The sequence below is a fragment of the Sphingomonas caeni genome, from assembly GCF_026013415.1.
Lineage (GTDB): Bacteria > Pseudomonadota > Alphaproteobacteria > Sphingomonadales > Sphingomonadaceae > Sphingomonas > Sphingomonas caeni.
In genome coordinates this window covers 12,652-37,058 of the sequence record NZ_JAPDOK010000012.1, presented here as the reverse complement: position 1 = coordinate 37,058, position 24,407 = coordinate 12,652, and the positions used below count along the sequence as shown (strand labels likewise).

17 protein-coding genes are annotated in these 24,407 nt (G+C 67.3%); 10 read left to right on the top strand and 7 right to left on the bottom strand.

Features of this window, described 5'->3' with window-relative positions; translation table 11 throughout:
• The first annotated feature begins 155 nt into the window (after positions 1 to 155).
• The 4 genes from OF829_RS19680 to OF829_RS19665 are packed head-to-tail and all read left to right on the top strand — an operon-like array spanning position 156 to position 9,249.
• On the top strand, positions 156 to 1,493 hold the full coding sequence (locus OF829_RS19680; protein WP_264941939.1) for a cytochrome c family protein: 1,338 nt from the start codon (positions 156 to 158) through the stop codon (positions 1,491 to 1,493).
• The gene (locus OF829_RS19675) at positions 1,490 to 3,424 is read left to right on the top strand and encodes a heme-binding protein (protein WP_264941908.1); all 1,935 of its coding nucleotides are present in this window, start codon (positions 1,490 to 1,492) and stop codon (positions 3,422 to 3,424) included. The genes OF829_RS19680 and OF829_RS19675 overlap by 4 nt, the downstream gene beginning before the upstream one ends.
• 3 nt (positions 3,425 to 3,427) lie before the next feature.
• Entirely contained in the window at positions 3,428 to 5,296 is a 1,869-nt protein-coding gene (locus OF829_RS19670) for a hypothetical protein (RefSeq protein ID WP_264941907.1), read from the top strand.
• A complete protein-coding gene (locus tag OF829_RS19665; protein ID WP_264941906.1) occupies positions 5,296 to 9,249 on the top strand; it encodes a multiheme c-type cytochrome in 3,954 nt (1,317 codons plus the stop codon). The genes OF829_RS19670 and OF829_RS19665 overlap by 1 nt, the downstream gene beginning before the upstream one ends.
• Positions 9,250 to 9,351: 102 nt before the next feature.
• Here the strand turns inward: OF829_RS19665 and OF829_RS19660 are convergent, their stop codons facing one another.
• The 5 genes from OF829_RS19660 to OF829_RS19640 all read right to left on the bottom strand — a co-directional run bounded on the left by OF829_RS19660 (position 9,352) and on the right by OF829_RS19640 (position 16,049).
• A complete protein-coding gene (locus OF829_RS19660) occupies positions 9,352 to 10,014 on the bottom strand; it encodes a hypothetical protein (protein WP_264941905.1) in 663 nt (220 codons plus the stop codon).
• A gap of 88 nt (positions 10,015 to 10,102) precedes the next feature.
• The gene (locus OF829_RS19655) at positions 10,103 to 10,969 is read right to left on the bottom strand and encodes a phosphodiesterase (protein ID WP_264941904.1); all 867 of its coding nucleotides are present in this window, start codon (positions 10,967 to 10,969) and stop codon (positions 10,103 to 10,105) included.
• A 16-nt stretch (positions 10,970 to 10,985) separates the two neighbouring features.
• Positions 10,986 to 12,728, bottom strand: coding sequence for a cytochrome c3 family protein (locus OF829_RS19650; protein WP_264941903.1), 1,743 nt, complete (start codon positions 12,726 to 12,728; stop codon positions 10,986 to 10,988).
• 10 nt (positions 12,729 to 12,738) lie between these two features.
• On the bottom strand, positions 12,739 to 13,602 hold the full coding sequence (locus tag OF829_RS19645) for a hypothetical protein (RefSeq protein WP_264941902.1): 864 nt from the start codon (positions 13,600 to 13,602) through the stop codon (positions 12,739 to 12,741).
• Positions 13,602 to 16,049, bottom strand: coding sequence for a cyclic nucleotide-binding domain-containing protein (locus tag OF829_RS19640; protein ID WP_264941901.1), 2,448 nt, complete (start codon positions 16,047 to 16,049; stop codon positions 13,602 to 13,604). Before OF829_RS19640 ends, OF829_RS19645 begins: the two co-directional genes overlap by 1 nt.
• Before the next feature lie 89 nt (positions 16,050 to 16,138).
• Between OF829_RS19640 and OF829_RS19635 the strand changes: the two genes are divergently transcribed.
• On the top strand, positions 16,139 to 17,050 hold the full coding sequence (locus tag OF829_RS19635; RefSeq protein ID WP_264941900.1) for a tetratricopeptide repeat protein: 912 nt from the start codon (positions 16,139 to 16,141) through the stop codon (positions 17,048 to 17,050).
• A 51-nt stretch (positions 17,051 to 17,101) separates the two neighbouring features.
• Here OF829_RS19635 and OF829_RS19630 read toward each other — a convergent pair whose 3' ends face one another.
• On the bottom strand, positions 17,102 to 17,389 hold the full coding sequence (locus tag OF829_RS19630) for a GIY-YIG nuclease family protein (RefSeq protein ID WP_264941899.1): 288 nt from the start codon (positions 17,387 to 17,389) through the stop codon (positions 17,102 to 17,104).
• Between the two features lie 71 nt (positions 17,390 to 17,460).
• Positions 17,461 to 19,695 carry a CHASE2 domain-containing protein gene (locus tag OF829_RS19625; RefSeq protein ID WP_264941898.1) on the bottom strand — a complete coding sequence of 745 codons (2,235 nt, stop codon included), beginning with the start codon at positions 19,693 to 19,695 and terminating at the stop codon, positions 17,461 to 17,463.
• Between the two features lie 86 nt (positions 19,696 to 19,781).
• Between OF829_RS19625 and OF829_RS19620 the strand changes: the two genes are divergently transcribed.
• The 5 genes from OF829_RS19620 (at position 19,782) to OF829_RS19600 (ending at position 24,259) form a co-directional block, all read left to right on the top strand.
• Positions 19,782 to 19,961 carry a hypothetical protein gene (locus OF829_RS19620; protein WP_264941897.1) on the top strand — a complete coding sequence of 60 codons (180 nt, stop codon included), beginning with the start codon at positions 19,782 to 19,784 and terminating at the stop codon, positions 19,959 to 19,961.
• Between the two features lie 149 nt (positions 19,962 to 20,110).
• Positions 20,111 to 21,268: a BaiN/RdsA family NAD(P)/FAD-dependent oxidoreductase gene (locus tag OF829_RS19615; RefSeq protein ID WP_264941938.1), complete on the top strand. Its 1,158-nt coding sequence runs from the start codon at positions 20,111 to 20,113 to the stop codon at positions 21,266 to 21,268.
• Between the two features lie 71 nt (positions 21,269 to 21,339).
• Positions 21,340 to 21,750 carry an endonuclease domain-containing protein gene (locus tag OF829_RS19610; protein ID WP_264941896.1) on the top strand — a complete coding sequence of 137 codons (411 nt, stop codon included), beginning with the start codon at positions 21,340 to 21,342 and terminating at the stop codon, positions 21,748 to 21,750.
• A gap of 99 nt (positions 21,751 to 21,849) precedes the next feature.
• Positions 21,850 to 23,688: a DEAD/DEAH box helicase gene (locus OF829_RS19605; protein WP_264941895.1), complete on the top strand. Its 1,839-nt coding sequence runs from the start codon at positions 21,850 to 21,852 to the stop codon at positions 23,686 to 23,688.
• 112 nt (positions 23,689 to 23,800) lie between these two features.
• Positions 23,801 to 24,259, top strand: a complete 459-nt coding sequence (locus tag OF829_RS19600; RefSeq protein ID WP_264941893.1) for a YaiI/YqxD family protein — start codon at positions 23,801 to 23,803, stop codon at positions 24,257 to 24,259.
• Positions 24,260 to 24,407 lie beyond the last annotated feature (148 nt).

The following is a 24,407-nucleotide window of genomic DNA, read 5'->3' as shown; positions in this document are numbered from 1 at the left end:
AGCAGAGGCCGAATTCCCCGCCCGACACACCCGAACCGCAACTTAATCCTGTTACGAATATGCGCTTTGGGGCAGATTGAGAGACAGGCGGCAAGGGGATGTGACGCTTGATGCAGGCTGGGGGTCAATTGACCGGAGCGAAAGGCGGCGCGCTGATGCTGGGCGCGGCGTTGCTGCTCGCCCTGCTGAGCGCGCTGATCATGACCGCCGCGACCGCCGCCCCGCCTGCACCGCAGGGCTTCGAGGGCGTCGCGAGCTGCGCGGGATCGACCTGCCATGGCCGCATGGAGGCGGACGGCGCGGTGGTCCGCCAGGACGAACTCGCGCGCTGGCAGGAGCCCTCGACCCCCGGCGGCGCGCACAGCCGCGCCTTCGCCGTGCTGAACGGCCGCCGCGCGCACCAGATCACCGCGACGCTCGGCCTCGGCGATCCCACCTCCGCCCCCGCCTGTCTCGGCTGCCACTCGACCCCCGCCGATGGCGAGCATGGCCGCAAGTTCCTCACCAATGACGGCGTCAGCTGCGAAGGCTGCCATGGCGGTGCCTCGGGCTGGATCGCCTCGCACTATGCGGTCGGCGCCAGCCATGCGAGCAACGTCGCCAATGGCATGACCGCGCTTGAGAAGCCCACCACTCGCGCGGGGGTCTGCCTCGATTGCCACCTCGGCAGCGCGCGGACGGGTCAATATGTCACCCACCGGATGATGGCCGCCGGCCACCCGCGCCTGTCGTTCGAGCTCGACCTCTTCTCGACGATGCAGCAGCATCATGACGAGGATGCCGACTATGCCCAGCGCAAGGGCCGTACCGACAGCGTCCGCCTGTGGGCGGTCGGTCAGGCGATGGCGCTCAACCGTTCGATGACCCTGTTCGCCAGCGGCCGCGGAACCGAGGGCGCCTTCCCCGAATTCACCTTTTTCGACTGCCATAGCTGCCACCGGCGCATCTACGACCAGGCCGATCGCAGCCTGACCTTCGAGACCAATCCCGGCCGCCCGATCGCCTTCGGCCAGCCGCCCTTCAACGACGAAAACATGATCCTGCTCTCGGCCGCCGCGAAGATCGCCGCGCCCGGAATGGCCGCCCGCCTCGACGCCGACGTCAAGGCCTTCCACCAGTCGATGGGTCAGGACCGCGCCGCATCGATCGCCGCAGCGCGCAAGCTCGCCGCGACCGCGCAGGCGCTCGCCTCGACCCTCTCGGGCATCAACGGCACCCCCGATCTCGCCTTCGCGATGATCGACGCGATCGCTGCCCCAGCCATCTCGGGCCGCTTCACCGACTATCAGGGGTCGGTCCAGGCGGTGATGGGGGTCGACACGCTGCTCAGCGCGCTGGTCAAGCAGGGCCGGATCAGCACCGGCGCGGCGGCGGGCATCCGCGGCGACATCAACCGCGCCTATGCCGCGGTCAACGAACCCAATGCCTATCGCCCCGCGGCATTCCGCGCGTCGCTGGGCAGCGCGGTCCGCGCGATCCGGGCGCTGCGATGAGGCGCGTCACCGCCCTGCTCGCGGGCACCGCCTTGCTGCTCCAGGCGTGCAGCAGCGGCGGGAGTAGCGGGGGCAATGTCCCCGCGCCCACCCCGACGCCCACCCCCGGCCCCGCTCCCGCGGGGCTTTACGCGATTCCGGGGCCCGAGAGCCTGAGCGTCGCCGACGTCCAGAACGTCATCGCCCATGCCGCCGCCGAGGCGCAGGCGCGCGGGAAACCGGGGGTGATCGCGGTGGTCGACCGCGTCGGCAACGTCCTCGCCGTGTTCCGCATGACCGGCGCCCCCGCCAACGCCGTCACCAGCCCGGCCCCCAACGGCGCCAATATCGACGCGCAGAACCTCACCATCCCCGCCGAGGCCGGGGCGATCGCCAAGGCGGTGACCGGCGCGTATCTGTCCAGCGGCGGCAACGCCTTTTCGACGCGCACCGCCTCGATGATCGTCCAGACCCATTTCCCGCCCGCGCCGAGCACGGCAGGACTGGAGAGCGGCCCGCTGTTCGGCGTCCAGTTCAGCCAGCTCCCCTGCTCGGACCTCTCGGCACGCTATGGCTCGCTCGGCGCCGACGCGCTGATCGGGCCCAAGCGCTCGCCGCTCGGGCTGGCGGCCGATCCTGGCGGCTTCCCGCTCTACAAGAACGGCGTCGCGGTGGGCGGCGTGGGGGTGATGGCCGACGGTGTTTATGGCTTCGACGCCAACGTCACCGATGTCGATGCCGATCCCGAGGAGGCGATCGCGCTCGCGGGCACGCGCGGCTTCGAGGCGCCCGAGGCCATCCGCGCCGACCACATCTACGCCGACGGCACCCAGCTTCGCTACACCGACATGCCGTATACCGGCCTGATCACTCCCGGCACCGCCACCTATGCTGCTACCAGCCCCGCGCTGGGCAGCCTCGTCGCGGTGCGCGGCTACACCGCCGCCATTCCGGCGATCACCGCCGGCGCCATCTATGGCAGCGAAGCCTCGGGCGTCCGCGCCGCGACCTCGGGCGAATTCTCGAATTCCAACGCGTTCGTCCTCACCAACGGCTTCGGCGCAAATCGCTTTCCCGTAATCGCCGGCACCGACGGCGCGGGCGCGATCACCGCGAGCGAAGCGCGCGCGATCCTCGAGGAAGCCTTCACGATCATGACGCGCGCGCGCGCGCAGATCCGCCAGCCGCTCGACAGCCGCGCGCAGGTGAGCATCAGCCTGGTCGACACCAACGGCGTCGCGCTCGGCATCGTCCGCTCGCCCGACGCGCCGATCTTCGGGATCGACGTGTCGCTGCAAAAGGCACGCACCGCCGCCTTCTTCTCGAACAGCGTCGCAGGCGCCCAGCTGCTCGCCGATCCCAGCGCCGATGTCCGCGCCTTCGTCCCCGCCGCGCGCACCTTCCTGAACGACCCGAACGCGCTCACCGGCACCCACGCCTTCACCGATCGCGCCAACGGCAATCTTTCGCGCCCCTATTTCCCCGATGGCGAAGTCGGCCGCCCCAACGGGCCCTTCTCGCGCCCCGTCGCCCAGTTCAATCCCTTCTCGACCGGGCTGCAATCGGCGCTGGTGCTCGGCAATCTCGGCGCGCATCTCCAGTTCGTCACCGGCGCGAGCATCACCGATACACCGCAAGGCTGCACTTCGATTTCGCGAGTCCGCAACGGCATCCAGATCTTCCCCGGCTCGGTCCCGGTCTATCGCGGCAACACGCTGGTCGGCGCGATCGGCGTGTCGGGCGACGGCATCGACCAGGACGACATGATCTCGTTCCTCGGGCTCCATTTCGCGGGCGTGCGCGTCGGCGGGATCGGCAATGCGCCCGCGGCGATCCGCGCCGACAACATCACCGTGCCGGTGGGCGGCAATCCGGTGCGGCTGCGCTACGTCAACTGCCCCTTCGCGCCCTTCCTCGACACCAACACATCGAATGTCTGCGCGGGGCTCTAGGGCATGGCGGCAATCCTCCCGATGATCCTCGCGGTCGCGCTGCAGGAGACCGGCCTGCCCCCGCAGGACGCGCCGCCGCCTGAGGTGAAGGACCCGCCGGTGACGCAGGACGCGCCTCCGCCGGACAAGCGCGACGACACGCATGATCCCGCGACCACGATCGAGGGCCGCCGCCGCCCGGATTTCCGGCGCCCGCTTCCCCCGGCAGTCGTCCAGAGCAACCCGGGCGCGGTCCGCGCGCCGCTGCCCGAAGCCTTCCCGACCGACCAGATCCCGATCCCCGACCGCTACCGGCTGATCCAGTCGCTCGGCCTCGTCACCGAAAACCCGCTCGATCCCTATCACCAGAACACGCTCAAGGGCGACCGCCCGATCGACCGCGCCAAGGTCCCCTGGCTGCCGATCAAGGGCGACGACTGGTTCTTCGTCGCGGGCGCCATCAGCGACACCGTGGTCGAGCCGCGCACCTTCCCGATCCCGGTCGGCGTCCAGACCACCGAGCGTCCGCAAAGCCTCGACGTGTTCGGCAAGGACGCCAGCGTGGTCTATTCGCAGACCGTCATCGTCAGCGCGTCCTTGTTCAAGGGCTCGACCGCGTTCAAGCCGCCCGAGATCGAGTATCGCGTCGCGCTCGCGTTCAACATCAGCCATGTCAACGTCGCCGAGCGCCGCGTGCTCGACGTCCGCCCGAGCCGCCCCAGCCACCGCACCGACAGCTTCCTGGGCGTCCAGGAGCTGTTCGTCGACTATCACATCCGCAATGTCTCGGACCGCTACGATTTCGACAGCGTCCGCGTGGGCATCCAGCCCTTCCAGAGCGATTTCCGCGGCTTCCTGTTCAACGACCAGCAGCTCGGCATCCGCCTGTTCGGCAATCGCGACGGCAACCGGCTCCAATATAATCTCGCGCTGTTCTGGCGGCTCGAAAAGGACACCAATTCGGGGCTCAACCGCGTGATGACCGCGCCGCGCGACGATTTCGTCCTCGTCGCCAATGTCTATCGCCAGGATTTCCTCGTCCCCGGCCTCACCAGCCAGGTCATCGCTCTCTTCAACCATAACCGCGAGGGCAACGGGATCCAGATCGACGATAACGGCTTCCCGGTGCGCCCGGCGTTGCTCGGGGACCTGCGCGGGCATGATTACGACGTCGCCTATCTCGGCTATAACGCCGACGGGCGGATCGGACGGCTCAACCTGACCGCCTCCGCCTATGGGGCGATCGGGCATGACAGTCATAATTTCTTCACGGGCCGCCCCGCCAAGATCCGCGCCTATTTCGGCGCGACCGAGTTGAGCTACGACCATAACTGGATGCGCTTCCGCGTCTCCGCGCTCTATGCGAGCGGCGACAAGAACCCGTATGACGATACTGAGGGCGGTTACGACGCGGTGTTCGAGAACCCGGTCTTCGCGGGCGCGGACACCAGCTACTGGATCCGCCAGTCGATCCCCTTCGCCGGCGGCGGGCGCGCGGTGTCGCTCTCGGGCCGCAACGGCGTGCTCAATTCGCTGCGCTCGTCGAAGGAGGAGGGGCAGAGCAACTTCAACAATCCCGGCACCTTCCTGATCGGTGTCGGCGTCGATTTCGATATCACGCCCGGCCTGCGCGTCTCGGGCAACGCCAACCGGCTGAGCTTCGTCAACACCAGCTCGCTCGAGACGCTGCGCAACGAGGGCAGCATTCCCAAGGGCATCGGCTGGGACCTCTCCGCCGCGCTGATCTACCGCCCGCGCGCGAACCAGAACATGGTGTTCCGCCTGTCGGGCGCGGTGCTCCAGCCCGACAGCGGCTTTCGCGACCTGTTCGAAAACCGCGCGCGCGACCGGCGCTATGTCTCGGTCCTCGCCAACGTGGTGCTGAGCTACTGATGCGCGGCTTTCACAAACTCGCGCTGATCGCGGCACTGATCCTCGCGGCACTCATCGTGCCCGCGGCGATGCTGCGCGCGAGCGACGAGGAAAAGCCGGTCGAGCGCGCCTATGTCACCGCCCCGCCCGCGCCCAAGAACCAGACCCCCGAGCAGGTCCTCGCCAAGTCCGCCGGCTGCAACTCGTGCCACACCCAGACCGACGCCCCTTCGATGCACGAGAGCAAGGCGGTCCAGCTCGGCTGCACCGATTGCCATGGCGGCGACGCCACGGTGATGGGCAATCCGGACCTCGGCTTCGAAGACCCGGTCTATGTCGCGGCCCGCGAACGCGCGCACGTCCTGCCGCGCTACCCGCACAGCTGGAACTATCCGAGTTCGGCCAATCCCACGCGCAGCTATACCCTCCTCAACCGGGAGGCCCCGGAATATATCCGCTTCGTCAATCCGGGCGACTATCGAATCGCCCGCGAAAGCTGCGGCGCCTGCCATATCGAGGTGATCGAGGCTGCCGAGCGATCGATGATGGCGTCGGGATCGATGCTGTGGGGCGGGGCGGCCTATAATAACGGCATCGTCCCCTACAAAAACTATGTCTTCGGCGAGGCCTATACCCGCGACGGCAAGCCCGCCAAGATCGAGTCCGCCGGCACGCCCCCCGCCACCGTCACCCTGGCCGAGGCGAACCGCGGCGCGCTCACCGCGCTCTATCCGCTCCCCAACTGGCAGGTCGTCCCGCCCGGCGACATCTTCCGCGTGTTCGAGCGCGGCGGGCGCAACAACGGGACGCAGTTCGCCGAGGTCGGCCTGCCCAACCCCACCGGCCAGATCCAGCGGCTCGAAGAACCCGGCCGCCCCGACCTCAAGCAGTCGAACCGCGGCCCCGCCACCGGGCTGCGGGTGGCGATCCCCATCCTCAACATCCACAAGACCCGGCTCAACGATCCGCTGATGTGGTTCATGGGGACCAACGAACAGCCCGGCGACTATCGCGGATCGGGCTGCACCGGCTGCCACGTCATCTACGCCAACGACCGCGAACCGCGGCACAGCCTGACCTACGCGAAATTCGGCCGCGACGGCCAGTCGGCGAGCATCGATCCGACCATCGCCGCGCTGGTGCAAAAGGGCGCGCATGGCGAGCTGATCCAGCCCGGCGCGGAGAAGGAAAGCGGCCACCCGATCCGCCACGCCTTCACCCGCGCGATCCCGACCAGCCAGTGCATGTCGTGCCACATGCACCAGCCCAATATCTTCCTGAACTCGTATCTCGGCTACACGATGTGGGACTATGAGTCCGACGCCCCTTCGATGTGGCCGGCCAGGCAGAGATACCCCACCGCTTCCGAGATGCACGCGATCCTCGAACGCAACCCGGAGGGTGCGGCGGTGCGCGGCAAATGGGGCAATATCGAGTTCCTCCGCAACGTCTACGATCTCAACCCGACGCTCAAGGACACCCAGTTCGCCGACTATCACTCGCACGGCTGGAACTTCCGCGCGGTGTTCAAGCGCGACCGCGAGGGCAATCTGCTCGACGCCGAGGGCAAGATCGTCTCCCCCGACGATCCCGAGAAATGGCGCCGCAACGGCGAGGGCAAATGGGTCCAGCCGGGCACCAACCCCGGCAAGGCGGTCCATCTGATGGACATCCATGCCGAAAAGGGCATGCAATGTGCCGACTGCCATTTCGCGCAGGATGCGCATGGCAATGGCCTCATCTATGGCGAGGTCGCCAACGCGGTCGAGATCGGCTGCAAGGATTGCCACGGCACCGCTGACGCCTACCCCACACTGCGCACCTCGGGCCCCGCCGCACGCCCTCAGGGGAGCAACCTCGAGCTGCTGCGCAACCCCGACGGCCAGCGCCGCTTCGAATGGATCGATGACGGCGGCGGGCGGCGCAAGCTCATCCAGCGCTCCATCGTCGATCCCAAGCTCGTCTGGGAGGTCCATCTGGTCCGCGACAGCGTCGATCCGGCCAGCCCCTATTTCAACGAAAAGGCAGCCCGCGCGAAGCTGATGAGCCGATCGGGCGCCGACGACGGCAGCTTCGCCTTCGGCCCCGGCATCGCCCGCTCGGACCGCGCGCATGACGACAACCAGATGGCCTGCTTCACCTGCCACCTGAGCTGGACCACCAGCTGCGGCGGCTGCCACCTCCCGATCGAAGCCAATTGGAAGACCAGCAGCCACCATTTCGACGGCGAGGAAACGAGAAACTTCGCGACCTACAACCCGCAAGTCGCGCGCGACGACATGTTCCAGCTCGGCCGCCACATGACCACCAAGGGCAACCAGGTCGCCCCGGTCCGAAGTACCTCCGCGCTCGTGCTGTCCTCGACCAATTCAAACCGCGAGCGGATCTACGTCCAGCAGCCCCCGATCTCGTCGATCGGCTTCTCGAGCCAGGCCTTCGCGCCGCACTTCCCGCACACGGTGCGCACGACCGAGACCAAGACCTGCACCGACTGCCACCTCTCGGCCAAGGACGACAATAACGCGATCATGGCCCAGCTGCTGCTGCTCGGCACCGGCCAGGTCAATTTCGTCGGGCTCAATGCCTGGACCGGGCTGGACGGCGGCTTCCAGGCCACCCGCGTCACCGAATGGGACGAGCCCCAGGCGGTGATCGGCTCCTATCTCCAGCACTATGCGTACCCCGATTACTACCGGCTCCATGTCGAGCAGAACCGCCGCGAGCTGAAGAACTGGACCCGCGGCGACACGTTCGGCCCCGGCATGTCGGGCGAGACGCGCCCGCTCGAACAGTTCCGCAACGTGGTGCAGGGCACAGCCGGCCGGGTCGGCTGCCTCCAGCTGCGCGGCGAATATATGTATGTGGCGGAAGGGGCCGGGGGCTTTCGCGCCTATGACGTCGCCTCGGTCGCCAACAAGGGCTTCTCCGACGCCGTCGTCACCGCCCCCTATTCGCCGCTGGGGCAGGATACGCGGGTCAAGTCCGCCAACGCCACCTGCATGGCGCTCCCCACCAACCAGCCGATCAATCCGCTGCGCAACACCGCGCCGATGCGCGAGGCGAACCAGGAACAGCCCTTCCTGCCCATCTACAATTATGCCGCGGTCACCGATTCCGAGGAGGGGCTGATCCTCGTCAATATCGACACGCTGGCGGACGGCGAGCTGCGCAACAATTTCCTCAAGCGCGCGGCGACGTGGAACGAAAATGGCGTGCTGAAAGGCGCGCGGCACATCATCCTCGCGGGGGAGGTGGCGTATATCACAGCGGACGTTGGCCTGGTCGTCGTCGATCTCGCCGACCCACTCCACCCCAGGCTCGCCGCCATCCGCCCGCTCAAGGACGCGCGGGCGAGTGCGATCCAGTTCCGCTATCTCTGGGTCACCGATGCCGAGGGCGTGAAGCTGTTCGACGTCACCAACCTGCGCGATCCGCAAGCGGTCCCCTCGGGCACCATCGCCATGCCCGACGCCCGCCGCCTCTATATCGCGCGCACCTATGCCTATATCGCCGGAGGCAGGCAGGGCCTCGCGATCGTCAATGTGACCAACCCGACAAGACCCGTCTGGTACAAAGCGGTCACCTTCGACGGCCAGCTCAACGACGCGCAGGACGTGATCATCGGCGCCACCAACGCGAGCCTGTTCGCCTATGTCGCCGACGGGAAGAACGGCCTCAAGGTGATCCAGCTCACTTCCCCCGCGAGCCAGCCCAATTTCTACGGCTTCTCTCCCGCGCCGATGCCGGAGCTGATCGCCTGGGCCCGCACGCCGTCCCCCGCACTCGCCATGTCCCGCGGCCTCGACCGCGACCGCGCGGTCGACGAAACCGGCGGCCAGATCGCGGTGTTCGGGCGGCTGGGCTCAAGGCCGTTCACGCGGCCCGAGATGGAGAAGCTGTTCATCAACCGCCGGGGCGTGTCGTTCAAGGTGAGCGACGATGTCGATATGCGGGCGTGGCGGCCCGGGCGGTGATCGGCTCGATAGGGAGTGCGGGGGTATCGTAGCCAGGTATTGCCTCAGAACTATCGACGCGCTCCCGACCCAAGCGATCAACCCGGTTGCTCTTTGAGAACGCTATTTTTTCCCTTTGCGTTGTTCCGCAAGGTACATCTCGGTCACCTCCTTCGGATCTAGGCCGATGGCCCTCAGGACGGAGCGATTCGCTACATCTCCGAGCAACACTCCGATAATGAGGCCAAGAATACCGGCGGCACCTCCCGCGGCCCACAGGACCCAGCTGAAAGAGTCGGCGTCATTCGGAAAGGTGACAGTCGTCAACCGCAACCCCTTCCGCGTTGAGGCAGCCCTCGGCGGAGCGAGGCCATCAGTAATGGCCCACAGCTGGGCGCCTTCGCCTTTGCGGAGCAGTTTGTAGTTGAGGGAGTATCCGTCTTCGGTCTTACGCACTTCCGGCCTGTCGCTCTCCCCGTCCAAGGCGTTTAAGAAGCCGAAGCTCATTTCGCCTGATTTGATATCTGGATGAATATCAACGGTTAAGTTGTCCAAGTCATCGCTACCGGAGTTCGTGATGATAAGGTTGTGCAGGACCGAACCAGGCTTGGACGCCTTGAGTGCAGACATAAGATCTACTGTGAGAACTGTTCGGCTGTAGATATTTGCTTCGTACCTTAATCGCTGTGCCTCTGACACTTCCCAATGTTGATATTGGGAGTAGCCGATCGAACCAAGAACAGCTCCTAACGCTGCTGTAAGTGTCGCGATCAGCGCTGCCTTCATTTTCCTTCCCCCTTTGAGCTTCACCCGTACCTGTAGTTCTCCTTCAGGTGAAGCTTAAGGTTGTCATTTATTGCGATGCTCCAAGAAGCTAATGTGAACCCTGCCCCCCGCCCGGCCGTTCGTCCATCAAATGCCGTACCAGCCCCTGCATCCGCCCGTCGAACTTGGCGAGCGGCACCGGGTCTTCGGCGAAGTCGAACATCGTCACCAGCTCGCCCCGGTCCCACCAATGCAGCCCGAAGCCCGGCATGTCCGCGACCACCATCGGGCGCAGATCGGGCGCGTCCGGGTCCATCGGGCGCAGGTCGAGCGCCACCCCCGGCGCGGTGGCCGGGCAGATCGACACGGTCGTGCCCCTCCACTGCGAGACGATCGGCCGGTGCAAATGCCCGGTCAGGATCGCGCGCACCTGCCGGTGTCCCGCGATCGCGTCAGCGAAGCGCGCCACCCAGGGCTCGTCCTTGTCGGTCCGCATCCAGTCGATCCCCACATCGATCGGCGGATGGTGCATCACGATCACCGTCGGCACGTCGGGCTTGGCGGCGAGCTGCTCCTTGAGCCACGCCACGCGCACCTCGCAAAAGGCGCCGCCATGGCGCCCTTCCTCCAGCGTATCGAGCATCACCAGCCTGAGCCCGTCGAGCTCGACCACATATTGCGCGAACCCGCCCGGCGTCGGCACGTCGGGAAAGGCGCGCGAGAAATTGGTGCGGTCGTCATGGTTGCCGACGATCGGGTACCAGGGGAAGGGGCAGGCCGAGAGCAGCTCCTTGCAGCGCTTGTAGCTGTCGACATCGCCGCGCTCGGTCAGGTCGCCGGTGACGAGCATCAGGTCGGGCTTGTTCGGTCCCTCGAGCACGCGCTCGAGCACCTTGGCCAGCCGTTTCTGGTTATACTCGTCCGGATTCCCCGGCTCGAAGCCGACATGGATATCGGTGATCTGGGCGATCAGCATATGGCTTGCCCTCCCCCTATCTTCGCTCGCGCCCGCGATTGGGCGCGGCGTCCTCGGTGGTACGACCCACTGGCCGGCTCGGCGCCCAGGGCGCTCCGTCGGCGATATGATAGCTGTGGCACATGGCGCAGCTCGATGGAACCTTGGCCCGCGAGTTCTCCCCGCCATGGCATGTCCGGCATGTCTCGATTCCGGGCAGAAGCAGATCGGACGAAGCGCCGCTAGTGCCAGCCTTATGGCAGCTGGTGCAGGTCTCAGTCGCGTGCGCGGCGTGATCGAACCAGCCATGCATCAGATAGCGGCCGGGCTGGACGACCGGCGCGACCGTCCAGCTATTCCCGACGGGCGTGATTGTATGGCACTCGGCGCAGGCCCCGTTCTGCGAGAAGAGCAGCCGGACGGCATAGTCCGAACCGCGCTGCGACGCGGGCCCGAAATAGGCGCTGTAGACGCGGCCCTGCTGATACTCGCCCGGCCGCCGCCGCCCGCCATCGAGCGCGGGCGGGCGCGGCGCGTGTTTGGTCGAGGCGCGCAGGTCGGCGATCGCCTGGGCGACATCGCCGTGGCGCAGCGTCCGCACCGTGCCGCCGACATTGTCATAGGCGAGGCTGTGGCACATGCCGCAGCTGCTCTCCATTTCGACGGGCTGGAAGCGCACGCCGTCGCGATCGGGCCGGTGGCAGTCCTTGCAGTCGAGCGCGTCGCCGAACGGGTAGCGCCCGCGCAAGGTCTGCGCCATCCGCGCGACCCCGCCGCGCGTGTTGAGGTGCAGGTCGTGCGGGAACTTCAGCCCGCTCGCGATCTGGGCGCCGATCGCCACCCGGCCCTGGCCATAGGTCGGTCTGAACTCGGGGTGCGCGGTCCCGAAATCGCCCGCATTGGGCAGCTTCGTGTCCGCCAGCCTTTGACTGAGCGTCGAATGGCAATCGGTGCAGAAGGCCTGTTTGGTCTCCGCCATCCGCCCCGCGCCCTCATGCTCGGTATGGCAATCGACGCACGCGCCGGGCCCGGGCTTGCCGAAGGTCTTCGCCACCGCCTGGAGGAGCGACCCCCACGCGGTCGGTTTCGCGCGCGCGCGCCCGATCCGCTCGGGCGGGGCATGGTCGTGGACGTCCTTGTGGCACGACGCGCAGGCGCTGTCGCGCACCGAGACGAAGGCCTGGACATGGCAGGACTCGCAATTGCCCTCGAGCTGGTGATGCGCCGCGCTCAACGGCCCGCTCGACCAACTATGCTGCGCCTGCGCCTCGTAGATCGTCTTCTCCGGCCCCTTCATGAAGGTCCAGACCGGAACCGCAAGGAAGCCGAGCAGCACCGCCGCGACCAGCAGCCACGCGGTCAGCCGCCGCCCGGGCAGCTTGCCCCTGAGCGAAAAGGCCCTGGCCTCGTCGCGCTCCTCCTCGGCGTCCGAGACGGCATCGACGCGGCGCACCGTGAGCACCACGTCCGCGCCCTCATGCCCCACGGTGATGCGGTGCCCGCCAAACGCCAGCTCGGCCCCGCGCCCGCTGTCGATCGTCGTGCTCCGCGTGCTCCGCCCATCGACCTCGAAGCCGAGCGTCCCGTTCGCGATCACCGCGATCCGCCGCCCATCGCGCGCCTCGATCCGCGCATGGCGGGGATCGACGCTGAGATCGGGCAGCGACACCTCATTCTCGGCCGCGCGGCCGATGCCGAGCACCTCCTTGTCGATGCGCGTATCGCGGACGATCTCGCGGTGATCGGCGGTCTGGGTGACGCTGCGGATCAGGAAGGCCATGCGTCCCCCCTCACCAGAAGAAGAACACGCTGGTGATGTGCGCGGTCAGCGCCGCGATCAGCGCGAAGGTGGCGGGCACATGCACATAGAGCCACACCTCGAGCATCGCCTTGAGCTGGAGGTGGCGGCGGAGGCGCGCGAGCATCGCGCTCTTGCGCTCCAGCAGCGACTGGACCTTTTCGAGTCCGTCGCCGCGGCGGATTCCCCGCAAGGCCCTGGCCGTCGCGCAGCCGCGATGCCGTCCCGACAGTCGCCGCCAAAGCCCGCCCGCGAACACATTCTGGTCGAGCGACTTCTGCACCAGCGCCGCCTGGCTGGGCGCCAGCGGCTGCGCGGCCTCGTGGAGCTGCCGGTCGATCGCGCGCAGCCCTTCGAGCATCTGCGTCTGGGTCAGTTCCTCGCGGTTGCTGCTCAGCGCCTTGGGCAACGCCGCATAGGCAATGATCCCCCAGATGCCCGAGACGATCACCAGCATCATCAGCGCCCAGGCCAGGGTGTGGACGTTCCACCCGAGCTGGAACCCGGTGTGAAGCGTCCCGATCACGATCAGGCTCAGCCCCAGATAGACATGTGCGCTCGTCCAGGCCTTGAGGCTCCAGCGCCCCCGCGTCATCCAGCGCTTGCGCACCCCGAGCAGGGTCAGCCACAGGATCAACAGCACCGCGATCGTGCCGAGCGTATAGCCGTACCAGCTCCCGCCATTGGGCCGCGGCGTCACGTCGGCCATGAAATAGCCCAGTGTCACCGCGAGGCTCAGCGCCGCCGAGATCTTGAGCCAGCGAAAGCTCTTGTGGCGCAGGAACCCGTCGTGGAGCGTCACCTCGCGCACCCGCCCGCGGCGATCGAGGTCGCGGTCTCTGAAGACCCCCGCCACTAGTCGGTCTCGCGCTCGAGCCGCGACACGCCGAGGAACTGCTCGGGCGCGACGCGGATCGCCGCCCCGGTCGGGCACGCCCGCACACAGGCCGGCCCACCCTTGATCCCGGCGCACATGTCGCACTTGATCGCTTTCTTGGGCTTCTCGGCGCCTTCCTTCTTGTCCTTGTATTTCCACGCCTTGTCCGGCTCGCCCGGCCCCGGCCCGAGGCCCAGCAACAGCCAGGCGAAGAGCGGCGGCTTCTTGGGCGGCACGCTGTCCATGCGGATCACGCCATAGGGGCAGTTGCGCTGGCAATTGCCGCAGCCGATGCATTTCTCGTCGATAAAGACCTCGCCATCCGGCCCGCGATGGATCGCGTTGGGCGGGCAATCGATCATGCAGTGCGGATGCTCGCAGTGGCGGCACGAGGTCGGCACGTGCAGGTGCGCATAGGTCCGCCCCGCCTCGCGATCGAGCCGGCTGAGCCCGTCATGCGAATCCGCGCACGCCTTCTCGCAATTGTCGCAGCCGACGCAGAGATTCTCGTCGATCAGCAGCACGTCGGTCGCCTCGCCGATCCCGTTCTCGATCAGGAAGCCCGCGGTCGCCGAATACATGTCGACCACGCCCGAGAAACTGTCCTTCCGGCTCTCGATGAAGCTGTTGATGCTCTGCCGGTCGGCCATGTCGGCGCGGAGCTTGTCGAGCAGCCGCGGCCTGGCCTTGACCAGCTTGAGGAAGGCATCGCCGGGCAGCCTGATCACCTCGGACTTGATCGCGGCCTTGACCGTCGCGGTGCGCTTGCCCCCCGCGATCAGCGCCATCTCGCCCACATAGGAGCCCGCGGGCAGATAGTTGAGGAACACCGGCTTCCCGCCGACCTGCTTCTCGATGATCATCGAGCCCACGCGGATCACGAAGATGTCCTGGCCCTCGTCGCCCTCGGTGATGATGTGCTTGCCCGCGGGGACGGTGATCACCTCGCTCGCATCGATCACCTCCGCCAGATCCGCCGCGGTCAGCCCCGATCCGAACATCTGCAGCAATTGCCGCTCGACCGAGATGCGCGTCAGCGCGCGCTTGGCGGCGGGCACGGATGCCATGAGTTTCAGTGCCGCCGTGCGCGAGACCTCGACGATTACCGCATTCTCGCCCGCACGGATCGTCGCCCCGCGCCGCCGGCCCGAGATCAGCCCGACCTCGCCGAACACCGAACCCTGCTCGATCGGCACGGTGATCCTTGGATTGTCCTTGTCGACCTCGACCAGCACGCTCCCCTGCGCGATCGCGAACAGCGACGATCCCGGATCGTTGCGCTCGAAGATCATCTCGCCCGGCTTGTAGGCGCGCACCTCGCTGTCGAGCATGAACTCGCGCATCTGCAGCGGCGACAGCTCGTGCAGGATCGCGACATTGGTCCGCAGCAGTTCGAGCCACTCGTCGACGCTGCGCCGCGCCTTGAACTTGGCGAACTTGGCCTCGAGCAGCGGCTCGTCGGCGGGCTTCAGCCCCTTGTTGCCGTTGATGAACTCGATGACGTCATAGCCCTGGTTCATGCAATGCTTGATCAGCGGATAGCCCGCGAGCGCGCCGATCACGAAGATGCCGGGCTTGGTGCTCTCGAAGGTCGGCGACAGCTTGGGAAAAGCCTCGCGGTCGGCGCTCGAAAATTCGATCCCGCACGCTTCGACAAACGCACGCGGCGCCGCCGAGCCCATCCGCGCGATCACCCGGTCGCACCGGATCGTCTCCTGCCCGTCACGCGTCTCGAGCACCATTTCGCCGGGTCTTATCTCGGCCGGCGTCGTCTCCAGCCGGATCGTGATCCGCCCGCGCTCCGCCGCCTCGTTGAGCAATTTGACGTTCGCCCCCTTGGCGCGCGCGAAATCGCCCGAACGGTTGAGGATGGTCACGGTATTGCCCTGCGCCGCATCGGCCGCGAGTCCGAGCGCATTCTCGATCCCCGCGTCGCCCGAGCCGATCACGGTGATATGCTCGTCGACATATTCGCCGGGATCGTCGAGCTGATACTGGACGTGCGGCAAATTCGCGCCCGGGCAGCGCACAAGATTGGGGTTCCCCTGCGTCCCGATCGCCAGCACCACCGTCTCGGCCTCGATCACCGCGCCGTCGGTCAGCGCCAGCCGGAATGCCCCAGCCTCGCCCTCGATCGCCTTGATCTCGCTCCGGTAGCGGACATTGACCTTGTGCTTCGCGGTCTGGCTATCCCAGGTCCCCAGCACCAGCTCGCGCTTGCCCGCATCGAAATCGAGGTCGGAGCGCAGGACCAGCGCGGACGGCGTCGCCATCACATGCTTGCCCTTCTGGTATTTGTAGATCGTATCGCTGAGGTGATCGGTCTTTTCGAGCAGGACGTGGCTGAGCCCCAGCTGCGCCGCGCGCGCGGCGGCGCTGAGCCCGGCGGGCCCAGAACCGACGATCGCTATGCGTACGCGATCCACCCCTCACGCCCCCTTGCGTTAGCTGCACGCCCGCGCACACTATCACGCGAGGCGGTACGCGCCACCCATTACGGAGGTACGACGGGGCAATGGACGCGGACGCAAAGGCGCGGAAATGGGCGCTTGTGGCGCTCATCGCCGCGCTGCTGATCCTTGGCGGGACAATCCTCTGGTCGTCGCTGCGCGGCGCCGCGCCCGCACCGGCCAACGAAATGGCCGGCGAACTGACAATCGACGCGCTCGAAGACGCCGCCAATGTTCACCCCGATGACGGCGCCGCCTGGTCGCGCCTCGGCATGGCGCGGTTCGACCGCGAGGAGTTCGCCCTCGCCGTCCCCGCCCTCCAGCGCGCGGCCGCGCTTCTGCCGGGCAAGGCCGATCTCTGGGCGCTGCTGGGCGAGGCGATGTTCAAGGCGACGGGCGAAAGTTCGATGTCGCCCGAGGCGCGGGTGGCGTTGCGCAAGGCGCTGGCGATCGATCCCGGCAACCCGTCCGCGCGCTACTATCTCGCGGTCGCCAGGGAACTGGACGGCGATCATGAGGGCGCGATCACCGATTGGCTCGCGCTCCTCGCCGATACGCCGCCGGGCTCGGTCTATGAAGCGGGCCTGCGCCAGACGATCGAGCAGGTCGGCAAGATCCACCATATCGAGACCGCCTCGCGCCTCGCCGCAGTCAAGCAGCCCACGCCTCCGGGCGCGGGGGCGCCGCCGACGGCCGTCGCGAACCTCCCCGGTCCCACCGCCGAACAGGTCCAGGACGGCGCCCGCCTCTCGCCCAGCCAGCAGATGGAAATGGGCCGCGGAATGGTCGAGCGGCTCGAGGCCAAGCTCGAGGCCGATCCCTCGAACCTCGCCGGCTGGATCATGCTGATGCGCAGCCGGATGCAGCTGAACGAACCGGATCGGGCGAAGGCGGCCTTGCGCGACGCGATCGCCGCCAATCCGGGCGCGAAGGCCCAGCTCGAATCCGAGGCGGCGGCGCTGGGGGTTCCAAAATAACAACGTCATCCCCGCGAAAGCGGGGACCCATCTCCTGCCCTCACCCGCAACTCAACGGTTGAGATCGAACCACAAATCCCGCCAATCAGGATTGTCCCGCTCGATCAACGCGATCTTCCACGCCCTATTCCACTTCTTGATCTGTTTCTCCCGGACGATCGCAGCCTCAATTTCGTCATGCGGCTCGATATAGACGAGGCGGTAGATCTCATGCTTGCTCGCGAAGCGGCTTCCAGTGCGTTCGCGGTGCTGGACGATGCGTTGCGTGATTTCGGCGGTCACGCCGGTGTACAGCGCACCGTTCTTGCGATTTGTGATGATGTAAACGTAGCCACCCATTCAGCCGCCCCGTTCCGGTCGTCGCGCAGGAGATGGGCCCCCGCTTTCGCGGGGGTGACGATAGGTTTGACCTATTTCTCCGTCGCCCCGTAGACCCCGTCCCAATCCGCCCCCGGCGGGTTATCGCGATACCGCGCCACCCGCTCGCCCATCAGCGCATAGAGCTTGCCGAGCCCATAGCCTTTCGCCGCCGCCTCGCCCTTGGCGAGCAGCGCCGCCGCCTCGTCCCAGGCCTGCGCGCGGTAGGCCAGCAGCACCGCATCATGCTCCGCCGCAAACGCCCGGAACGCCTCGCTCCCGGCAAGCGCCTCGTCGCCCACCAGCGCATGCACCGTCTCGGGCGCGTCGCGCCCCACCACGCGCACCCGGTCGAGCTCGATCGTCGCGAATTCGCGCAGCCGCGCCTGCAGATCCTCGCCCATCGCGATCGTCACGCCATAATATTTGGTCAGCCCCTCGATCCGCGAGGCGAGGTTCACCGTGTCGCCGATCAGCGAATAGCTGAGCCGCTGCGCCGACCCCATATTGCCGACGCAGCACGGCCCCGAATTGAGACCGATCCCGATGCCGACATCGCCGGGCCATGGCTCGGCCCCGCCCGGCATCTCCTTGTTGAGCTGCTTCAACCGCTCGACCATCGCCAGCGCCCCGCGCGCGGCGTTGCCATACTGGTCCGGATCGTCGAGCGGCGCGTTCCAGAAGGCGAGGATCGCGTCGCCGATGAACTTGTCGATCGTCGCTTTCCGCGCGAGCAAAATGTCGCACATCGGGGTCAGGAACGCGATCAGGAAGCGGATGATCTCCTGCGGATCGAGCTTCTCCGAAATCCGCGAAAAGCCGCGGATATCGCAGAACAGCACGGTCATCTCGCGCTCCTCGCCACCCAGCTGGAGCCGGCTCGGATCATCGACGATGCGCTTGACCAGATCGGGCGAGAGATAGCGGTCGAACGCCTGGTGGATATAGGCTCGCTGCCGCTCCTCTCGATAGTAGGTGAACACCGTCACCGAGACCCAGGCGAGGATCAGCCCGAGGATCGGATAGGTCGGGTCGAGCAGCAGCATCTGCTGGCGGAAGGCCATCCAGCTCCCCAGCGCCATCCCGCCCACCATCAGCACGCCCAGCACCGCACCGCGCGTCGCCCCCATCCATGGCAGCAGCAGCGCCATCAGCACGCCCAGCACCATCAGGCTGCCGCGCTCGATGGTGTTCGCCCAATAGGGCCGCTGGAGAAACTGGCCGAGCAGCACCTGCTCGGTGGCCTGCGCATGGACCATCACCCCGGGCTCGCGCTTCTTGAGCGGAGTCGAGACAAGGTCCTGCAGTCCCGGCGCGCCGGTGCCGACATAGACGATCGTCTGGTCGAACATCTCAGCCAGCTTCTCGGGCGGGATCGCGCCGGTCAGGATCTTCCACGCGGGCACGACGCGGCTCGGCTCGTCGCGCGTGTAATAGACATAGACTTGCCCGTCGGCATCGGTCGGCACCACCACGTCACCGGTCTTGAGCGAGGCGATCGAGTTGCCCTCGCCGAACTCGCCGCTGGCATTGTCGGTCTTGATCATGGTCGATTGCTGGTGCTGCCCGACGCGCAACGATTCGATCACCAGCGAGAAGAGGAAGGTCCCGTTCTGCATCATGACCATCGGCGCCTGGCGGACGATGCCGTCATCGTCGCCGATCCGGCTCACCGCGCCCAGTCCCGGCGCGGCGTCGCGCAGGGGCTTGATCGGCTGGGTCGCGCTGGTGAAGTTGAGCATCAGACTCTTGGGCTCGGTGCCTCCCCAGGCCGGGCCAACCTTGGGCTCGACGGTTTCGCTCTTCGGTCCCTGGCCCAGGAAAAAGCCCAGCACCACCGGATTGCGGCTCAGCGTGTCCGCGAAGATCGCGTCATTGTCGGGCAGCGCTTCGAGCGCGCGGATCGCGGCGGGATCGGCCTTCTCGCGCTTCGCCCGCTCGACCAGCCGCGCGGGTGAGGTCCGGTCGGGTTCGGCAAAGACGATGTCATAGGCGACCACGGCCGCGCCCGCATCGACCAGCTTCTGCGTCAGCGCCGCCATGTCGCTGCGCGGCCACGGCCATTGCCCGAGCTTCCTGAGCGATTCCTCGTCGATATCGACGACGCGCACGCCCGCGTCCTTATATTCGCGCGGCGCGATGCGGTTGTAGGTGTCGAACAGCAGCATGCCGGCGCGATCGAGCCCGCCGATTCCGGTCAGGTTGAGCACCAGCACAAGCGCGACCGCGAGCAGCCCCGGCACCGCGAGCACCAACTTGCGCCCGAACCTGATCCAGAAGTCGCGCATGCCCCGATCCCCTCCGGTATCTGCATATCATAACAGCTTCGTTTCGAAACCTCGCCCGGATGCGTGGAGTGCGCTAGGACGGCACGATGAGCGAGAAATTCGAACGCCACCGCCAGCCCTGGCGCCCCGACGAGGTCCAGAAACTCCATACGCTGGCCAAGAAGGGCATGGCGTTGAAAGCCATCGCCAAGGCGCTGACCCGCAGCGAGGAATCGGTGAAGGACCGCGCCAAGGCGGACGGGCTGAACATCGCGAAACTGCGGTAGGATAGGCTCGCCCCTTCTCCCACCCGTTCGTGCTGAGTAGGGGCTGAGCTTGTCGAAGACCCGTATCGAAGCACAAGTCCTTCGATACGCGCTTTCGCTACGCCCCTTCGGGGCTACTCAATCGCTACTCAGGACGAACGGAGTTTGGAATCATCGACTACGACGCGATCATCCTCGGCGGCGGCGCCGCGGGCCTGATGTGCGCCGCGACCGCGGGCCAGCGCGGGCGCCGGGTGCTGCTGGTCGAGCAGGCCGGCCAAGTGGGGAAGAAGATCCTGATCTCCGGCGGCGGCCGCTGCAACTTCACCAATATCCACACCGCGCCCGACCGCTATCTCTCGCAGAACCCGCATTTCGCAAAGTCCGCGCTCAGCCGGTACACCGCGCAGGACTTCCTCGCCCTGGTCGAGAAGCACGGCATCGCCTGGCACGAAAAGACCCTCGGCCAGCTCTTCTGCGACGGCTCGGCGCGCCAGATCGTCGACATGCTCCTCGACGAATGCGCGCGGGGCGGGGTCGAGATCGTCACCGGCCTCTCCCCCCAGGTCGAGCATGCCGATGCCCGCTTCCGCGTCGGCGAGGCAAGCGCCCCCGCGCTCGTCATCGCCACCGGCGGCCCTTCGATCCCCAAGATGGGCGCGACCGGCTACGCCTACGACCTCGCCCGGAAATTCGGCCTCAAGGTGGTCGAGCCCCGCCCCGCGCTCGTGCCCCTCACCCTCGGCGGCGACGAAATCCTGTTCCGCGACATTTCAGGGGTGTCGATCCAGGTCATCGCCTATGCTGGCAAGGCGGCGTTCCGCGAGGCGGCGCTGTTCACGCACCGCGGGCTATCGGGGCCCGCCATCCTCCAGATTTCCAGCTATTGGCGCCACGGCGAGCCGATTGAGATCAATTTCGTCCCCGATGTCGATCCGGGCTGGCTGCTCGGCGCCAAATGGGACCGACCGAATACAACGCTGCGCAAATATCTGGCCATCAACATGCCGGATCGCCTCGCCGAGGTCCTGGCAGACAGACTCGGCATCCAAACGAAGCTCGGCGATACGCGCGACCGAGCGCTTCTCGAAGCCGAACGGCGACTGTCCGAATGGACCTTCCACCCCAACGGCACCGAAGGCTTCGCCAAGGCCGAAGTGACGGCCGGCGGCATCAGCACCGCCGAACTCAGCTCGAAGACGATGGAGGCGGCGAAGGCCCCCGGCCTCTACGCGATCGGCGAAGCGGTCGATGTTACCGGTTGGCTCGGCGGCTATAATTTCCAATGGGCCTGGGCGAGCGGGGTCGCTGCGGGCAACGCAATCTGATCCCCCTCCCTGAAAGGGAGGGGTTAGGGGTGGGTATGGCAAGCGAAGCGCAGCCAATCTACCCTCGCCAAATGAATCGGCGTATCCCGAAATACCTGACTGACCGCGCCCGCGAGCTGCGCAACAACCCCACGCCGGCGGAGCTGGCGATCTGGCACCGCACCTCCCGCTATCGTCCCGCGTTCACGCGTCAGTATATCGAGGATCCCTTCATCATCGACCTCGTCTGTCGCAAAGCGAAGCTGGCGGTTGAGTTCGACGGCAGCCAGCATCTCGACACCGTCGAGGAAGATCACCGGCGCACCGCCTATCTGGAATCCCTAGGCTGGCGCGTCATCCGCCTCTGGAACCCCGACGTCCTCGAAAACCCAGATGGCGCCACCGAACACATCCTGCACCAAGTCGCCGAGTTCCTCGGCGATACCCACCCCCAGCCCCTCCCTTCCAGGGAGGGGAGAAAGAGAAGGCCCCGCTTCGAATAGAATGCCCCCTCCCGCGAAGGCGGGAGGGGCTAAGAGAAGCCCCCTCCGCACAACTTCGCGCTTGCCCTTTCCCCCCTTCACGCCCATGTGGCGCCCTCCATGTCATTCTCAGAACTCCCGCCGCTTCTTTCGGAAGCGCTCGCCACGCGTGGCTATGCCGCGCCCACGCCCGTGCAGGCCGCCGTGCTCGAGGCGCAGGCGCTCGGCCGCGACCTGATCGTTTCCGCCCAGACCGGCTCGGGCAAGACCGTCGCGTTCGGCCTCGCCATGGCCGGCGAGCTGCTCACCTCCGAAGGCCGGGTCGAACCCAGCCGCGAACCCCTCGCGCTGATCATCGCCCCCACGCGCGAGCTCGCGCTCCAGGTCAGCCGCGAGCTGATGTGGCTCTATGGCCAGGCCGGCGCGCGCATCGCCACCTGCGTCGGCGGGATGGACGCCTCGAAAGAGCGCCGCAATCTCAGCTACGGCGCGCATATCGTCGTCGGCACGCCGGGGCGGCTGCGCGACCATCTCGAGCGCGGCGCGCTCGACCTGTCGGCGCTGCGCGTCGCGGTGCTCGACGAAGCCGACGAGATGCTCGACATGGGCTTTCGCGACGATCTCGAGACGATCCTCGACGCCTCGCCCGGCGAACGCCGCACGCTCCTGTTCTCCGCGACGATGCCCAAGCCGATCGTCGCGCTGGCCAAGCGCTACCAGCGCGACGCGCTGCGCATCTCGACGGTCGGCGAGGATCGCGGCCATGGCGACATCCAGTATCAGGCGGTCACCGTCAGCCCCTCGGACATCGAGCATGCGGTGATCAACCTGCTCCGCTTCCACGAGGCGGAGACCGCGATGCTGTTCTGCGCGACCCGCGACAATGTCCGCCACTTGCACGCGACGCTCCAGGATCGCGGCTTCTCGGTCGTCGCGCTTTCCGGCGAGCATTCGCAGAACGAGCGCAACCACGCGCTGCAAGCCCTTCGGGATCGCCGCGCCCGGGTCTGCGTCGCCACCGATGTCGCCGCGCGCGGGATCGATTTGCCCAGCCTCAGCCTCGTCGTCCATGTCGAGCTGCCGCGCGATGCCGAGGCGCTCCAGCACCGTTCGGGCCGCACCGGCCGCGCGGGCAAGAAGGGCACGGCGGTGCTGATCGTCCCCTATCCGCGCCGCCGCCGCGTCGAACAGATGCTCCAGGGCGCGCGCATCCAGTGCGAATGGATCCAGGCGCCGACCGCCGAGATGATCCGCGCCAATGATCGCGAGCGCCTGCTCGCGGCCCTGCTCGCGCCCGTCGAAGTCGATGACGAGGACAAGCTGCTCGCCGAACGCCTGCTCGCCGAGAAGAGCGCCGAGGAGATCGCCGCCGCGCTCGTCCATGCCCATCGCGCCGCGATGCCGCAGGCCGAGGAGATGATCGAGGCAACTCCGGAGGCGCGCCGCGCCGCGCAGCAGGAAAAGCACCGCCCCGGCTTCGACGATGTCGTGTGGTTCCGCATGGATATCGGCCGCCGCCAGAATGCCGATCCGCGCTGGGTGCTCCCGCTGATCTGCCGCCGCGGCCATGTCACCAAGAACGAGGTCGGCGCGATCCGCATCGCCGCGAACGAGACCGCCTTCCAGATTCCGCGCGCGCTCGCCGCCAAGTTCACCGCCGCCGTCGCTCGCACCGCGACCGAGGAAGGCGGCGAGGATGTCCGCATCGAGCCATCGCCGGGCCCCGTCGAGGGCCAGCGCTCCGGCCCCGCCCCGCGCCCCACGCTCCACCGCACCGCACCCGGCGATGGCGGCTTCCGCGTCGATGGTCCCCGCCCCGAAGCGCCGCCTCGCCCGCCGCGCACCGGCAACGCCCGCGGCAATGACGGCCGCCCGGCCCCGAAACACTATGCCAAGCCGTTCGGCGGCAAGGGTCCGAACAAGCCCCATGGCGGACCGAAGGGCCCGCGCCCGAAGTGAATGTGGCGGCGGGCCTTCCCTGTCCGTGCTCCGGCGAAGGCCGGAGCGCTGGCCGCGGGCGTCGCCCCTTGACCTCCTGCGCTCCGGCCTTCGCCGGAGCACCGATAGCGCATTGACCCCTACCATCCTCGTCGATGGCGATGCCTGCCCGGTGAAGGAGGAGATCTACAAGGTCGCCTTCCGCCACGACGTGCCCGTCACGGTCGTAACCAACAGCTTCCTGCGCATCCCCCAGCACCCGCTGCTCAAGCGTGTGACGGTCAGCGACGGCTTCGACGCGGCGGACGACTGGATCGCCGAGCAGGCCACGCCCAGATCGGTGGTGATCACCGCCGACATCCTGCTGGCCGACCGCTGCCTCAAGGCCGGCGCGATGGTGCTCAGCCCCACGGGCAAACCCTTCACCGCCGCCTCGATCGGCTCGGCCATCGCGGTTCGCGCGATCATGGCGGACCTGCGCGCCGGCGGCGACCAGATCGGCGGCGCGGCACCCTTCTCGAAGACCGACCGCTCGCGCTTCCTGCAGGCGCTGGATACGGCTCTGGTGGCGCTGAAGCGGCGTCCCAATTGATTCCCCTCCCTGCAAGGGAGGGGTTAGGGGTGGGTTAGAAAAGGCGGGGCTCGATGCCCCGGCATTTCTTCAACTTCGACCAAACGGCTCGCTCGCTGCGCTCGCCACCCACCCCCCTGCCCCTCCCTTGCAGGGAGGGGAGCCAAGC

Excerpts from the sequence above, each read along its gene's own strand:
- OF829_RS19630 (WP_264941899.1), bottom strand. The coding sequence starts at position 17,389 with ATGGGTGGCTACGTTTACATCATCACAAATCGCAAGAACGGTGCGCTG.
- OF829_RS19635 (WP_264941900.1), top strand. The coding sequence starts at position 16,139 with ATGGACGCGGACGCAAAGGCGCGGAAATGGGCGCTTGTGGCGCTCATC.
- OF829_RS19650 (WP_264941903.1), bottom strand. The coding sequence starts at position 12,728 with ATGGCCTTCCTGATCCGCAGCGTCACCCAGACCGCCGATCACCGCGAG.
- OF829_RS19660 (WP_264941905.1), bottom strand. The coding sequence starts at position 10,014 with ATGAAGGCAGCGCTGATCGCGACACTTACAGCAGCGTTAGGAGCTGTT.
- OF829_RS19670 (WP_264941907.1), top strand. The coding sequence starts at position 3,428 with ATGGCGGCAATCCTCCCGATGATCCTCGCGGTCGCGCTGCAGGAGACC.
- OF829_RS19605 (WP_264941895.1), top strand. The coding sequence starts at position 21,850 with ATGTCATTCTCAGAACTCCCGCCGCTTCTTTCGGAAGCGCTCGCCACG.
- OF829_RS19610 (WP_264941896.1), top strand. The coding sequence starts at position 21,340 with ATGAATCGGCGTATCCCGAAATACCTGACTGACCGCGCCCGCGAGCTG.
- OF829_RS19655 (WP_264941904.1), bottom strand. The coding sequence starts at position 10,969 with ATGCTGATCGCCCAGATCACCGATATCCATGTCGGCTTCGAGCCGGGG.
- OF829_RS19625 (WP_264941898.1), bottom strand. The coding sequence starts at position 19,695 with ATGCGCGACTTCTGGATCAGGTTCGGGCGCAAGTTGGTGCTCGCGGTG.
- OF829_RS19665 (WP_264941906.1), top strand. The coding sequence starts at position 5,296 with ATGCGCGGCTTTCACAAACTCGCGCTGATCGCGGCACTGATCCTCGCG.
- OF829_RS19675 (WP_264941908.1), top strand. The coding sequence starts at position 1,490 with ATGAGGCGCGTCACCGCCCTGCTCGCGGGCACCGCCTTGCTGCTCCAG.
- OF829_RS19620 (WP_264941897.1), top strand. The coding sequence starts at position 19,782 with ATGAGCGAGAAATTCGAACGCCACCGCCAGCCCTGGCGCCCCGACGAG.
- OF829_RS19680 (WP_264941939.1), top strand. The coding sequence starts at position 156 with ATGCTGGGCGCGGCGTTGCTGCTCGCCCTGCTGAGCGCGCTGATCATG.